At 61.7% G+C, this 13,874-nt stretch carries 13 protein-coding genes; 4 read left to right on the plus strand and 9 right to left on the minus strand.

Going from position 1 to position 13,874, the window contains the following annotated elements; genetic code table 11:
- Positions 1–19: 19 nt before the first annotated feature.
- From alaS to NKL06_RS00710, 3 genes are all read right to left on the minus strand, one after another.
- Entirely contained in the window at positions 20–2,686 is a 2,667-nt protein-coding gene (gene alaS, locus NKL06_RS00700; RefSeq protein WP_286461055.1) for an alanine--tRNA ligase, read from the minus strand.
- Between the two features lie 271 nt (positions 2,687–2,957).
- Complete coding sequence (recA, locus tag NKL06_RS00705) at positions 2,958–4,061, minus strand: recombinase RecA (protein ID WP_023669117.1); 1,104 nt, start codon at positions 4,059–4,061, stop codon at positions 2,958–2,960.
- Positions 4,062–4,334: 273 nt separating this feature from the next.
- Entirely contained in the window at positions 4,335–5,237 is a 903-nt protein-coding gene (locus NKL06_RS00710; RefSeq protein WP_156939172.1) for a hypothetical protein, read from the minus strand.
- Positions 5,238–5,443: 206 nt separating this feature from the next.
- Between NKL06_RS00710 and NKL06_RS00715 the strand changes: the two genes are divergently transcribed.
- On the plus strand, positions 5,444–6,028 hold the full coding sequence (locus tag NKL06_RS00715; RefSeq protein WP_156939171.1) for a hypothetical protein: 585 nt from the start codon (positions 5,444–5,446) through the stop codon (positions 6,026–6,028).
- A gap of 60 nt (positions 6,029–6,088) precedes the next feature.
- Here the strand turns inward: NKL06_RS00715 and NKL06_RS00720 are convergent, their stop codons facing one another.
- The gene (locus tag NKL06_RS00720; protein WP_023694120.1) at positions 6,089–6,967 is read right to left on the minus strand and encodes an IS1595 family transposase; all 879 of its coding nucleotides are present in this window, start codon (positions 6,965–6,967) and stop codon (positions 6,089–6,091) included.
- Between the two features lie 174 nt (positions 6,968–7,141).
- Between NKL06_RS00720 and NKL06_RS00725 the strand changes: the two genes are divergently transcribed.
- Both NKL06_RS00725 and NKL06_RS00730 read left to right on the plus strand, forming a co-directional pair.
- Positions 7,142–8,086 carry a carbohydrate kinase family protein gene (locus NKL06_RS00725; protein WP_023694119.1) on the plus strand — a complete coding sequence of 315 codons (945 nt, stop codon included), beginning with the start codon at positions 7,142–7,144 and terminating at the stop codon, positions 8,084–8,086.
- A 52-nt stretch (positions 8,087–8,138) separates the two neighbouring features.
- A complete protein-coding gene (locus tag NKL06_RS00730) occupies positions 8,139–9,056 on the plus strand; it encodes a pseudouridine-5'-phosphate glycosidase (RefSeq protein WP_023694118.1) in 918 nt (305 codons plus the stop codon).
- Between the two features lie 205 nt (positions 9,057–9,261).
- Here the strand turns inward: NKL06_RS00730 and NKL06_RS00735 are convergent, their stop codons facing one another.
- Positions 9,262–9,585, minus strand: a complete 324-nt coding sequence (locus NKL06_RS00735) for a TfoX/Sxy family protein (RefSeq protein WP_023694117.1) — start codon at positions 9,583–9,585, stop codon at positions 9,262–9,264.
- 82 nt (positions 9,586–9,667) lie between these two features.
- On the opposite strand from NKL06_RS00735, the gene NKL06_RS00740 reads away from it, so the two are divergent.
- Positions 9,668–10,165 carry a GFA family protein gene (locus tag NKL06_RS00740; protein ID WP_023694116.1) on the plus strand — a complete coding sequence of 166 codons (498 nt, stop codon included), beginning with the start codon at positions 9,668–9,670 and terminating at the stop codon, positions 10,163–10,165.
- Between the two features lie 144 nt (positions 10,166–10,309).
- On the opposite strand, the gene sufA is transcribed toward NKL06_RS00740, so the two are convergent.
- The 4 genes from sufA to sufD form a co-directional block, all read right to left on the minus strand.
- A complete protein-coding gene (sufA, locus tag NKL06_RS00745) occupies positions 10,310–10,690 on the minus strand; it encodes a Fe-S cluster assembly scaffold SufA (RefSeq protein WP_023694115.1) in 381 nt (126 codons plus the stop codon).
- A gap of 105 nt (positions 10,691–10,795) precedes the next feature.
- The gene (locus NKL06_RS00750; RefSeq protein ID WP_023694114.1) at positions 10,796–11,188 is read right to left on the minus strand and encodes an SUF system Fe-S cluster assembly protein; all 393 of its coding nucleotides are present in this window, start codon (positions 11,186–11,188) and stop codon (positions 10,796–10,798) included.
- A gap of 21 nt (positions 11,189–11,209) precedes the next feature.
- Positions 11,210–12,451 carry a cysteine desulfurase gene (locus NKL06_RS00755; protein WP_023694113.1) on the minus strand — a complete coding sequence of 414 codons (1,242 nt, stop codon included), beginning with the start codon at positions 12,449–12,451 and terminating at the stop codon, positions 11,210–11,212.
- 135 nt (positions 12,452–12,586) lie between these two features.
- On the minus strand, positions 12,587–13,855 hold the full coding sequence (sufD, locus tag NKL06_RS00760) for a Fe-S cluster assembly protein SufD (protein ID WP_023694112.1): 1,269 nt from the start codon (positions 13,853–13,855) through the stop codon (positions 12,587–12,589).
- Positions 13,856–13,874: the final 19 nt, after the last annotated feature.

The raw sequence follows: 13,874 nt of genomic DNA on the forward strand, positions 1-13,874 counted from the left end.
ATACGACATAGGGTGGCTTTCAGGCTGCCTCCAGCGCCGCCCTCACCGCGGCGATCGCATCATTGGCCTTCGAGGCGTCCGGACCGCCGGCTTGCGCCATGTCGGGCCGTCCGCCGCCGCCCTGCCCGCCCAATGCGGCCGAGGCAACGCGCACCAGATCGACAGCGCTGAAGCGGCCGACGAGATCGTCCGTCACGGCGACCACGACGCTTGCCTTGTTGTCTTCGCCCGCACCGACGAAGACGACGACGCCGGAGCCGAGCGATGTCTTGCCGGCATCGGCCAGCGGCTTCAAATCCTTCGGCGACACGCCGGAAACCGCTTTGCCGAGGAAGCCGATACCGGCGACGGTTTCGGTGGTGGCCGGAGCATCGGCCGCGGCACCACCGCCCAGCGCGAGTTTCTTGCGCGCTTCGCTCAGCTCCTTCTCGAGCTTCTTGCGCTCCTCGAGCAGCGTCTCGACACGCGCCGGCACGTCGGCCGGCGAGATCTTCAGCACGGCCGCAGTTGCCTTCAGGCGCCTGTCCTGCTCATCGAGATGTTTGCGCGCGGCTTCGCCGGTCAGCGCCTCGATGCGGCGCACGCCGGCGGCGACCGCGCTGTCGGAGACGACACGGACCAGGCCGATATCGCCGGTCGCCCGGACATGGGTGCCGCCACAAAGTTCGACGGAATAGGGTCTATTGGCCTTGGCGCCATGCACGCCGGTGCCCATCGAGACGACACGCACCTCGTCACCATATTTCTCGCCGAACAGCGCCATGGCGCCCTCGGCAATGGCGTCATCGACCGACATCAGGCGCGTCGTCACCGGGCTGTTCTGGACGACGATTTCGTTGGCCATGCGCTCGACCTCTTCGAGATCTTCGGCCGAGATCGGCTTGTTGTGCGAGATGTCGAAGCGCAGGCGCTCGGGCGCGACCAGCGAACCTTTCTGCGCGACATGGGTGCCCAGCACCTCGCGCAGCGCCTCATGGATCAGATGCGTTGCCGAATGGTTGGCACGCAGCCGGGTGCGGCGCGCATGGTCAACCTTCAGCTCGACGGCTGCACCTGGCTTGACCGTGCCGTTCGTCACCTTGCCCAGATGCACGAACAGGCCGTCGGCCTTTTTCTGCGTGTCGGAAACCTCGATCGAGAAACCTTCGCCGGAGATGATGCCGGTGTCGCCCATCTGGCCGCCCGACTCGCCATAGAACGGCGTCTGGTTGACGACCACCGCCACCGCGTCGCCCTTGCCGGCGCTATCGACTGTCTTGCCGTCCTTGACCAGGGCCTGGATGAGGCCTTCCGCCTGTTCGGTCTCGTAGCCGAGGAATTCGGTGGCGCCGGCCTTCTCGCGTACAGAAAACCAGATGGTCTCGGTGGCCGCGTCGCCGGAGCCAGCCCAATGCTTGCGCGCTTCGGCCTTCTGCTGCTCCATCGCATGGGTGAAGCCGGCAAGGTCGACCGAGATGTTGCGCTGGCGCAGTGCGTCCTGCGTCAGATCGAGCGGGAAGCCGTACGTGTCATAGAGCTTGAACGCCGTCTCGCCATCCAGCATATCGCCGGCGTGCAGCGTATCTGTCGCCTCCGAGAGCAGGCCGAGGCCGCGCACCAGCGTCTTGCGGAACCTGGTCTCCTCGAGCTTCAGCGTCTCGGTAATCAGCTGTTCGCCGCGCAGCAGTTCGGGATAGGCCTGGCCCATCTCACGCACTAGCGCCGGCACCAGCTTCCACATCAACGGCTCCTTGGCGCCGAGCAACTGCGCATGGCGCATGGCGCGGCGCATGATGCGGCGCAGCACATAGCCGCGGCCTTCGTTCGACGGCAGCACGCCGTCGGCAACCAGGAAGGAGGACGAGCGCAGATGATCGGCAATGACGCGGAAGGAGGCGACCGTCTCCTTGTCCGGGCCCTGCCCGAGCGCTGACGAGGCCGCATCGATCAGATGACGGAACAGGTCGGTCTCGAAGACGCTCTCCACCCCTTGCAGGATGGAGGCCATGCGCTCCAGGCCCATGCCGGTGTCGATCGACGGCCGCGGCAGGTCGATGCGCTCATCCTTGGTGACCTGCTCATATTGCATGAACACCAGGTTCCAGAATTCAAGGAAGCGGTCGCCATCCTCCTCCGGGCTGCCGGGAGGGCCGCCCCAGATGTGCTCGCCACGGTCGATGAAGATTTCCGAGCACGGCCCGCACGGTCCGGTGTCGCCCATAGCCCAGAAATTGTCGGAGGTCGGGATGCGGATGATGCGGTCATCGGAGAAACCGGCGATCTTCTTCCAGAAGCCGGCCGCCTCGTCATCGGTGTGATAGACGGTGACCAGCAGCTTGTCCTTGTTCAGCCCGAACTCCTTGGTGATCAGGTTCCAGGCCAGTTCGATGGCGCGCTCCTTGAAATAGTCGCCGAAGGAGAAATTGCCGAGCATTTCGAAGAAGGTCAGATGGCGCGCGGTGTAGCCGACATTGTCGAGGTCGTTGTGCTTGCCGCCGGCGCGCACGCTTTTCTGCGCAGTGGTGGCGCGCGAATAGGACCGCTTCTCGAGGCCCGTGAAGACGTTCTTGAACTGCACCATGCCGGCATTGGTGAACATCAGCGTCGGGTCGTTGCGCGGCACCAGCGGGCTCGAGGCCACGACCTCGTGGCCCTCCTTGCGGAAATAGTCGAGGAATGTCGACCGGATCTCGTTCACGCCACTCATGAGTGCTGCCTTTTCGCGAAAACCGCCGGCACGGCCGGCGGACACTGGTCTCTGCTTTTTAGAAGATTGACTTGGCCTTTTAGCGGGCACGCCCCACCCTGTCCAGAAACACGGAATTGGGCCAATCCGGCAACTGCCAAGCCGGCTTCACGCTGCCCAAAAACGAAAACCGCCGGCGCGAAGGCCGGCGGTTTGAAACGCAATACTAAAGAACTCGGTTACTTAAGCATCGGATAATAGACTGGATTTATGGCCGAACTCTGGCCGTGCCCTACATGGCGCCGGATTCTTCCTCGAAGCCGTCGTCGCTTTCGCCGCGCTCGGGGCCACCATTTTCAAGAAATTTCTCGGCGATCAGCCCGGCATTCTGCCGCAGCGCAAGTTCGATCTCACGCGCCGTGTCGGGATTGTCGCGCAGGAACAGTTTGGCGTTTTCGCGACCTTGGCCGAGACGCTGCGAATTGTAGGAGAACCAGGCGCCGGACTTCTCGACCACGCCGGCCTTGACGCCGAGATCGACCAGTTCGCCGGTCTTGGAGACGCCCTCGCCATACATGATGTCGAACTCGACCACCTTGAAGGGCGGCGCCAGCTTGTTCTTGACCACCTTGACCCGGGTCTGGTTGCCGACGACCTCGTCGCGGTCCTTGACCGAGCCGATGCGGCGGATGTCGAGGCGCACCGAAGCGTAGAATTTCAGCGCGTTGCCGCCGGTCGTGGTTTCCGGCGAACCGAACATGACGCCGATCTTCATGCGGATCTGGTTGATGAAGATGACCATGGTGTTGGAGCGCGAGATCGAGGCGGTCAGCTTGCGCAGCGCCTGGCTCATCAAGCGAGCCTGCAGGCCGGGCAGCGAATCGCCCATCTCGCCCTCGATTTCGGCGCGCGGCGTCAGCGCCGCCACCGAATCGACCACCAGCACGTCGATGGCGCCGGAACGCACCAGCGTGTCGCAGATTTCCAGCGCCTGCTCGCCGGTGTCGGGCTGCGAGATCAGGAGGTTTTCCAGATCGACGCCGAGCTTGCGGGCATAGACCGGATCGAGCGCGTGCTCGGCATCGACGAAGGCGCAGATGCCGCCCTTCTTCTGGGCTTCGGCCACCGTGTGCAGCGCCAGCGTCGTCTTGCCCGAGCTTTCCGGCCCGTAGATCTCGACGATGCGGCCGCGCGGCAGACCGCCGACGCCGAGCGCGATGTCGAGGCCGAGCGACCCCGTCGGCACGGTTTCGATCTCGACGACCTGCTCATTGGCGCCCAGCCGCATGATCGAGCCCTTGCCGAAGGCGCGCTCGATTTGCGACAGCGCCGCGTCCAGAGCCTTTGATTTGTCCACCGCTTTGTCCTCTACAAGCCGCAAAGAATTCTGAGCCATGATACATCACCCCTTGGTCGTCAATGAAGGCCGGACAATCCGTAATCCCTGCCCTATTTGTACCTTGTTTGTTCTCGTTTGGCAAGAGGGGTCAAATATCTGAAAAACAATCTTTATCCGGTTTTGTTCTTTTTTTGTCTCATGGTGCGTTCCGCGGATGTATCCCCGTGAAGCATGTAAATATTTTGCTAGGAAAAGACACCTATCGCCCTCTCCGATTCGGAGGGTGCGCTAATGCGTAGGTTCACGCTAGTGGCGGCGCTCGCGATGGCGCTAGTCGGAAGCGGTTTTCACCCGCTCGATTTGCAGGGGGTCTTGGGTGCGGTAGGCAGTGACAACGTACTGGTAATCCACGAACCGCCCCTTCCCCCCGACAACGGGGTCATAAGTGATGCGACCGTGTACGCCAATCACAAAGTCTCGTCGCTTGAATCTAGCCAATTCCTCATCGCCAAATTCAACGCTGTGACCAAGGGCACAGTATTCCTTGCTTGGAAGGAAATCTTCGTTTCTGGCTTTGGTTTCGGAGGCGATCACCGTTTCAGTCTTCTTAACGATGGTCGTGATCCCACCTATGCACACAACGTTTCTGGCGGGGGTTACTCCTCCGTTGATTACGTTGACCTTGATGGTCAGGAACGAGGCCGGGGCATCTCCCAGAACCGATATCATTTCGATTCTGGCTTCGACAGACGAGACGCCAAGGTAGGCGCGAGTCTGGGCCTCACCCATTTCGCGCGCGTCGGCGATGGCCTTTTCAGCCAGATCGGCAGAACGAACGGCGGCATTGGTGGCGCGGATGGTGAAGCCGATAGTCACCAGAATGGCAATAATGCCAGCGATACCGACGCCGACTTGCCACCATGCCGCGTTTACCTGCCTGTCAGCGGCTGTAGCGCTACGGCCAGCGGCTTGGGCAGCTTCTTGCTGGGCTTTCAGATCATCGGACTCGTGCTTGTCGCTTGTGGCTTCGCGGTCCCTGGTACGCTGGGTCTCTTCTGGACTTTCGATAATGCGTACCGGGATAGAAGGCTCGTTGGCGCTGGGCTGAGTATCGTTTGCCTTCCCGCCTTTGCTTTCCTGTTGGCTTGGGGCTTCAGCGGTCACCCCTTGGGTTTCCTGCGCGCTTACGTGGGTGGCTAGCGCCATGAACAGCGCAACGAATAGAAACCGCATCGTAATCCCCCCGAAATGCACATGCATTCATCTTGCGGGAGAAGTGAAGACTCCACAACCGGAAGGATTCCGGTCATTGTGCGGCGATGGGCTATTTGGGGAAATGCTTGCGGCGGGCCTTCGCCGGTTCAGTCTTATTCACGGACAAGCTCTCAATCGTTGCCGGTGTTCTAGTCCCCGCAATCCTTGTGGTCGCGGGTAAGGCAGTGACAGAAGCCATTCAGGGATATGTCGCTTGGTTCATCATCCTCGCAGTAGGGGGAGGTGTCGCGTTGAGACTTCTAACGGCCCCCTATTTCATTTGGAAAGCAGATCAGGACAAGATTAGCAGTTTGGAGAAGGCGTTGGACTCCCCGGCCCAGCGGCAAAGGGACATCATTGCCGAATTGATGGCCCACCAGAAAATGAAAACCGTTGAAGAAATAACTCGGGTTCGCCGCATCATGGTGGACTTTGATAAAACCATTGAGGAAAAGAGGAAAGCTTTTCACGGATCGGAACTCTATTCTGATAAATTCATGAGTATGCCGATGTTCAGTTCCGCTTGGTTTGATTTTTACGATGCCTGCAATTTGGCGTTTGCCGAATGGCAGCATGCTAAAAAGCTTCCCGAATTAGGGCCTTTTGCACGAATGCAATTCAATCGCGCCAGTGGAGTGGTTGACGCTTGCGCCGCTGCGCTAATTGACTACCTGCTGTATGATACCGTTCCACAAATCAGCCCCGAAGCCCGTGAGGCTCTTGAGGCTCCGCGAAACGTAGAAGCAGAGAGGATACCGGCTAGAGGATGACCAACACCCCAAACAGCCGCTTCGACCGCCTACTAAAGGCGATGGCTACCAAGCCTCCGTTCACTTCCCAACAGGGCGCGGGAACGATTGCAACAAGAGATCAATCATCAAGTGCGGCTCCCGACGAAGGTTCTGGCGGAACTCGAACTCCCAAAGGTAAGTCTGGAGCCACTTCTTCGAAACCGAAACGTAAGTCCCGTTCATCGAACGCCTGACGTGCGACCAGAAGGCTTCGATGTTGTTGGTGTGGACCTGCCCGTTAACGTACTCGCCAGCGCTATGGTTGACGGTGCCGTGCATGTAGCCGTTTTCGCCAAGTTCGCCGTATGAAAGCAGTTCGTCGGTCGCGACGCGCGAACCCTGCTTAACCCACTTCAAAATGGCTGGCATGATATGGCGAGCCTTGCGGCTAGGAATGACCTGAGTGGCGACATCGCCACCACGTTCGATGGCACCAAAGATAATGGCCTTATCGTCTTCGCCGCGCTTATCGACGCCACCGAAGTACATTTCGTCAGCCTCTACAATGCCGCCATCCTTGCCGCCAAGCGGGTTGTCGCCATCAACGTAGCCCATGTACTGGCGAATGAGATTGCACATGCGCCAAGCGGTCTTGTAGGTCACGCCAATGGTGCGCTGGACTTCCTTCGCGGACACGCCATTGCGCGAGGTCGTGAACATGAACATGACGGTAAACCAGTCGCGCAAAGAGGTGCGCGTGGCTTCGAACGGCGTGCCAGCGGTCGGGTAGACCTGCGCACCGCAGAAGTCGCACTCGTAGCAGCGGCGAGCCTTCACGCGGTGGAACTTGGCCACGCGATGGCACTTGGCGCATTCGTGACGTTCGCCGTACCGTGTCACCATGAGGTGTTCAAGGCAGGCGTCTTCAGTCGTGAAGCGCTCTTGGAACTGGCGAAGGGTAGGAAGTTTGTTGCTCATACCGAATTATATAGCATGAGCCCTTACATGTTTCAAGGGGATACATCCGGCGTTCCGCATTGGGCCAGACGGTCGGGCCGTTTTGGCTCCGGCCGAATCGCTGGCTTGCCTGCGAAGCTCCGTCGCAGACCCTAGCGCTTGTCTGGCTCGAATAACAAAGGTCATATCGCCGGCATGGTGAAATCTGCAAAAATCCTGGCGGTGGGCGGCGCCCATATCGACCGGCGCGGCCAGGTGTCCGGCACTTACGTGCCCGCCGCCTCCAATCCCGGCACGATGCGCGAGGATGTCGGCGGCGGCGTCTTCAACGCGCTGCGCAGCCTCGTGCGGCGTGGCGTCTCGGCCTCGCTTTTGTCGGTGCGCGGCGGCGATGCCTTGGCCGAGACGGTTTCGCGCGCCATCACGGCGGCCGGCATTGCCGATCTGTCGGCGGTGTTCCTCGACCGCACGACGCCGAGCTACACGGCGCTGATCGATCGCGACGGCGAGCTGATCACCGGCTTTGCCGACATGGCGCTCTACGATTTGGCGTTCCCCAAGCAGATCCGCCGCTCCAAGGTGCGCGAAGTGGTAGCCGAGGCCGACGCCGTGCTGTGCGATGCCAATCTGCCGGCAACAGCGCTGGAGCGACTGGTGGGCCTTGCCGCCGGCAAGCCGGTCTATGCCATCGCCATCTCGCCGGCAAAAGTGGTGCGACTGATCCCGGTGCTCGGCGCGCTGGCGCTGCTGTTCATGAACCGGCGCGAGGCCATGGTGCTGGCCGGCGTCGGCGCCAATGCCACCGAGCGCGAGACCGTCGACGGTTTGCGTTGCAGCGGCCTCAGGAGTGGCGTGGTGACGGCGGGCGATGGCCCGGTGCTGGGTTTCGACGAAGCCGGCGCCTTCTCCATCCTGCCGCCGGTGCCGAGAAAGGTCGCCGACGTCACCGGCGCCGGCGATGCGCTGGCCGGCGCTACAATCGCAGCCCTGCTGCGCGGCCTGGCATTGCGCCAAGCCCTGCGCGAAGGCGTTGCCGCCGCGACGCTCGCCATCGAAAGTGCCGACGCAGTGCCCGCCTTCACGGCCGCGACCTTCACCGACGCGCTGGCTCTTGTGCCCGACGCGCAGGAAATGGCATGAGGGCGGCCAATTGCCATTGCCGGAGCTTTCTTCCTCCGGATCGGAGACAGACATGACCCCGGAAACCGCCCGCCCCTTCATCGACATCCACAAGCCGGTGGCCGAAGCGCTCGCCACAGGGCGCCCAGTCGTGGCGCTGGAGAGCACCATCATCACCCATGGCATGCCCTACCCCGACAATGGCGCCATGGCCGCCAATGTCGAGAAGATCGTTTTGGACAATGGCGCGGTGCCGGCGACGATCGCCGTGGTTGCCGGCCGCATCAAGATCGGGCTCTCCGACGGCGAGCGCGAGTCGCTGGCGATGACCGGCGATGCCATGAAGCTGTCGCGCGCCGACCTCGGCTTTGCGGTTGCTGAGGGACGAACCGGCGGAACCACGGTCGCGGCCACCATGATCGCGGCCAATATGGTCGGGATCAAAGTGTTCGCCACCGGCGGCATTGGCGGCGTCCACAAGGGCGCGGAGAAAAGCTTCGACATCTCAGCCGATGTCGACGAGTTGGCGCGCACGCCGGTCATCGTCGTCTCGGCCGGCGCAAAGGCGATCCTCGACATCGAAAAGACGCTGGAAGTGCTGGAGACGCGCGGCGTGCCGGTGATCGGCCATGGCTGCGAGATGATGCCGGCCTTCTGGTCGCGCCAGTCGCGCTTCCGCGCCCCGCTGACCCTGCACAAACCGGAAGAGATCGCGCATTTCTACAAGACCCGGGCTGCGCTCGGCCTTGGCGGCGGCATGCTGATCGCCAACCCGGTGCCGCAGGACGACGAGATCCCGGCCGACGAGATGGCCGGCTACATCGAGGCCGCGCAGAAGGCGGCGGAGGTGCAGAATGTGACGGGAAAGGCAGTGACGCCGTTCCTGCTGGGAAAAATCCTCGAACTGACCGGCGGCCGGAGTTTGAAGACCAACATCGCGCTGGTCGAGAACAATGCGCGGTTGGCGGCGAGGATTGCGAAAGCGCTTTAGGAAGTAGCCAATGTCGGCGGGACAGCACCCCCCTCTGGCCTGCCGGCCATCTCCCCCGCAAGGAGGGAGATTGGCAGTTTAACCGCCAGCTCTCCCTTTCAACGTTGGTGATTGGCGAAAGCCGATATGACATCCGATCTCCCCCCTTGCGGGGGAGATGTCCGGCAGGACAGAGGGGGGTGGGAAGAAACTCGATGGTTCTCGTCTATTTCCCCGCCCGCCGTCCCGCCTCATACGCCCGCCGCGCCCACACCCTCATCTCGTCAGGATCATCAAACGCGTCGTCGGGAATGCTCCAGTACGGCATCGCGACCAGCTTGCCGTGGCGGGTGCCGGTATAGGTCCATTGCTTGCAGCCGGCGGCTTCGAAGTCGGGCGCGCTTTGCTCGTCAGCCTTGAGCAGCAATTCGCCGCGCAGCACTACGGCGACGATGACGCCGTCGAAATAGATACCCTTGCCGCCGAACAGTTTTCGGATACTGACCGGGCCGAGGCCTTCGAACAGCTCTTCGATGCGTTCATTGTCCATGCCGCAATCATGTCACCGGGCTTGCCATGGCCGCAACCAAAACCATGCTGAAAAGTTGAAGCCAATTCGTCGGAGTTTTGCCATGCCGCTTCTGCTCAAGGGATCCTGCCGCTGCGATGCCGTCCATTTCGAGGTGGAAAGCCATACGCCGGTGCCGTTCATGCTGTGCTACTGCTCGATCTGCCGCAAGCAGCAGGGCGGCGGCGGTTTCGCCATCAACCTCGGCGCCGACTACAAGACGCTGAAGATCAAGGGCAAGCGCAATCTCGGCGTCTTTCGCGCCGAGATCGAGGACGACGAACACCCGCAATGTGAGATCTCGTCCGGCGAGCGCAATTTCTGCAAGAAATGCGGCTCGGCGCTGTGGCTCTACGATCCGACCTGGCCGGATCTGGTCCACCCCTTCGCCTCAGCGATCGACAGCGAGCTGCCGAAGCCGCCGGAAAAGGTGCATCTGATGCTGAAATACAAGGCGAACTGGATCGAGCCGGAGATCGGCAGACACGATAAGGCGTTCGACGTCTATCCCGAGGAATCGATCGCCGATTGGCACAAACGGACAGGGATGTGGGTGAAGTAGCTCTCTTCTCCCCGTCACTATACGGGGAGAAGATGCCGGCAGGCAGATGAGGGGCGGCGCGAACTTTGGAGAGGCTGGCGCTGCCCCTCATCCGTCACTTCGTGACACCTTCTCCCCGTATAGTGACGGGGAGAAGGAAGAAGCTCAAGCCGATGCGCGCGCTTCAGCCAGCTTCTTCAGATCAGCGGGCTTGAGCTCAACCGATTCGCCGCAGCCGCAGGCCGAGCTCTGGTTCGGGTTGTGGAAGGTGAAGCCGGTGCGCAGCGTCGTCTGCTCGAAATCCATCTCGGTCCCGAACAGGAAAAGGGCAGCCTCAGGCGCGACATAGACGTGGGCGCCGTCGCGCTCGATGTGGTCGTCCTTGGTGTTGGGCTCGGTCACCAGGTCGACCGTGTATTCCATGCCGGCGCAACCGCCCTTCTTGATGCCAAGGCGAATGCCGTGCGCATTGTCACGCGTGGCGACGATCTCGCGCACCCGGTCGGCGGCCTTTTCGGTCATCGTGATGACAGCGAAGCGTCCCATTCTTTTTCCTCTTCCATTCCATGCAGGTTCAAGGCCTGCCGAATGATTCCTCACCTAAAATGGTGAAATTTTACCATTGGTGCAAGTGCGCCAGCCTTTGTGCGCCTAATACCAACCAACCGCCACCTGCGCCTCTTCCGACATGCGGTCGGGCGACCAGGGCGGGTCGAAGGTCATGTTGACCTCGACGCCGGACACGCCTTCGACGGCGCCGACGGCGTTTTCCACCCAGCCCGGCATTTCGCCGGCCACCGGGCAGCCGGGTGCGGTCAGCGTCATGTCGATCTTGACCGAGCGGTCGTCCTCGATGTCGATCTTGTAGATCAGGCCGAGTTCGTAGATGTCGGCCGGTATTTCCGGGTCGTAAACCGTCTTCAGCGCCGAGACGATGTCGTCGGTCAGCCGCGCCAGTTCATCCGTGGGAATGGCCGAGCCGGAAACCAGCGGGTTGATCGCTGCTTCCGGTGCGGTCTCGGTGGTGTGGCTCACATCATCCATGGTCGTCATCCAAAGAACTTGTCACCCGAAGAATTTGCGCGCTTTTTCAAGCGCCTCGGCCAAAGCGTCGACTTCGGCCCTGGTATTATACATGCCAAACGATGCCCTGCATGTGGAGGTTACGCCAAAGCGTTTCAACAGCGGCTGGGCGCAATGCGTGCCGGCGCGCACCGCCACGCCTTGCCTGTCTATCACCATCGACACGTCGTGGGCATGAATACCCTGCAATTCGAAGGAAATGATGGCGCCCTTGCCCGGCGCATCGCCGAAGATGCGCAGCGAATTGATGGAGCACAGCCGCTCATGCGCGTAGGTCTTGAGATCGGCTTCGTGGGCGGTAATGCGCTCGCGGCCGATTTTTTCGATATATTCCAGCGCTGCACCCAGCCCGATCGCCTGGACGATCGGCGGCGTGCCGGCCTCGAAGCGGTGCGGCGGCTCGTTGTAGGTAACGATGTCTTCCGTCACCTCCTCGATCATCTCGCCGCCGCCCATGAACGGCCGCATGCCTTGCAGAATGTCCTTCTTGCCGTAGAGCACGCCGATGCCCGAGGGACCGTAGACCTTGTGGCCGGTGAAGACGAAGAAGTCGCAGTCGAGATCCTGCACGTCGATCGGCATATGCACGGCACTTTGGCTACCGTCGACGAGCACCGGAATGCCGCGGGTATGCGCAATGCGCACGATCTCCTTGATCGGCGTCACCGTGCCCAGCGCGTTCGACATCTGGGTGATAGCGACGAGCTTGGTGCGATCGGTCAGCCGCTTTTCGAATTCCTCGATGTGGAAGACGCCGAGATCGTCGACCGGAACCCAGACCAGCTTGGCGCCCTGCCGCTCGCGGATGAAATGCCACGGCACGATGTTGGAATGGTGCTCCATGATCGACAGCACGATCTCGTCGCCCTCGCCGATATTGGGCATGCCGTAGCCATAGGCGACGGTATTGATGGCAGCTGTCGTATTGGAGGTGAAAACGATGTTGTCGGTGCTCGGCGCATTGAGGAAGCGGCGCACCGTTTCTCGCGACTTTTCATAGGCGTCGGTCGCGGCATTGGAGAGGAAATGCAGGCCACGATGGACGTTGGCGTATTCCTGGGAATAGGCATGCTGGATCGTATCCAGCACCACCTGCGGCTTCTGTGCCGACGCGCCATTGTCGAGATAGACGAGCGGTTTGCCGTAGACTTCGCGCGACAGGATCGGGAAGTCGCGGCGGATCGCCTCGACGTCGTAGGGGGTGGTTTCGAGTTTCTGGTCCATTACAAGCTCTCTTGAGGCATCGCCTCACTCCGTCACGCACCCTCATCCGACCGAGCTTCGCTCGGCCACCGCCCGGGCAAGTCACTTGCCTCGCCCGTCCTTCGGCCCCCACAAGGGGAGAAGGGAAAGAGGCACTTACCCGTGTGCCACGAACCAATCGTCCAGCCGCGTTTCCAGGGCATCGACGATGGCCTCGTCGTCCAGTTCCTCGATCACTTCGGCAACGAACGCCTTCACCAGCAGGCCACGGGCGCTTTTCTCGTCGATGCCGCGCGCCATCAGATAGAACAGATGGTTGTGGTCGATCTCGGTGACGGTCGCGCCATGGCCGCAGATAACGTCGTCGGCGAAGATTTCCAGCTCCGGCTTGGTCGAGAACTCGCCATCATCAGACAGAAGCAGCGTGTTGCAAGCCATCTTGGCGTTGGTCTTCTGCGCATATTGGTGGACGTTGATGCGACCCTGGAAGACGCCGCGCGCCTTGCCGGTGACGACGTTTCGGATCACTTCCGTCGACGTCGTGTGCGGCACGGCATGATCGAGCACCATGGTGACGTCGGTGTGGGCGTCGCCGGCGAGCAGGTTGATGCCGCGCAGCGTGAAGTCGGCGCCTTCGCCCGTCGTCCTGACCACGATCTCCTGGCGCACAAGCTTGCCGCCGGCATTCATGAAAAACACGGTCAGCTTCGAGTTCTTGCCGAGATGCGCCTTGAACTGGGCAAGATGCGTGGCCGTCTCCGGCTGTTCCTGCACGATCAGCCAGGTCACCTCGGCACCCTCGCCCAGCACGAGCTGGCTGACCGAGCTGCCCAGAGCCGCGCCCTCGCCGGCCTGACGCTCGACGATTGCAACTTTGGCGCCGGCGCCGACACGCACGGGAAAGCGCACATGCACTTGGCCGCCGGCCTGCAGGTTCTGCAATTCGATCGGCTTTTCAAGTGCTGCGCCATCGGCGATGTCGACGAAATAGCCGTCGGCGACAAAGGCGGTGTTCAGCGCGCCGATGGCGTCATCGCTGCCATAGGGGTCGAGGCCCGGCGCAATCGAGCCGTCGGTCAGCTTTTCCGACAGGCGCTGGACGGTCACGCCTTCGATCGTGGGGAACTTCGCGTTCGAGACGCCGTTCAGCACCGCCAGGACAGCGGAGCCTTCGACGATGGGCGCCAGTGCCTTGGCGACAGCCGTCGGATCGAAATCCGGCACCGAGGTCAGCAGGCGGCGCAAATCCGTGTAGTGCCAGGATTCGATGCGCCGCGTCGGCAGACCGTGCTTGATCGCCTCGATGGCATCATCGCGTTTCAGCATCACGGCGCCGTCGCCCGGCAGCAGCGACAGCCGCTCGCCAAAGGCATCGATCAGCGCCGTTTCGGCCTGGGTGCGCTGGGGTGTCGAATGCATGTTCATCAGTTTTGCCCCGCCTTTC

Source organism: Mesorhizobium sp. C268A (assembly GCF_040324475.1).
Lineage (GTDB): Bacteria > Pseudomonadota > Alphaproteobacteria > Rhizobiales > Rhizobiaceae > Mesorhizobium.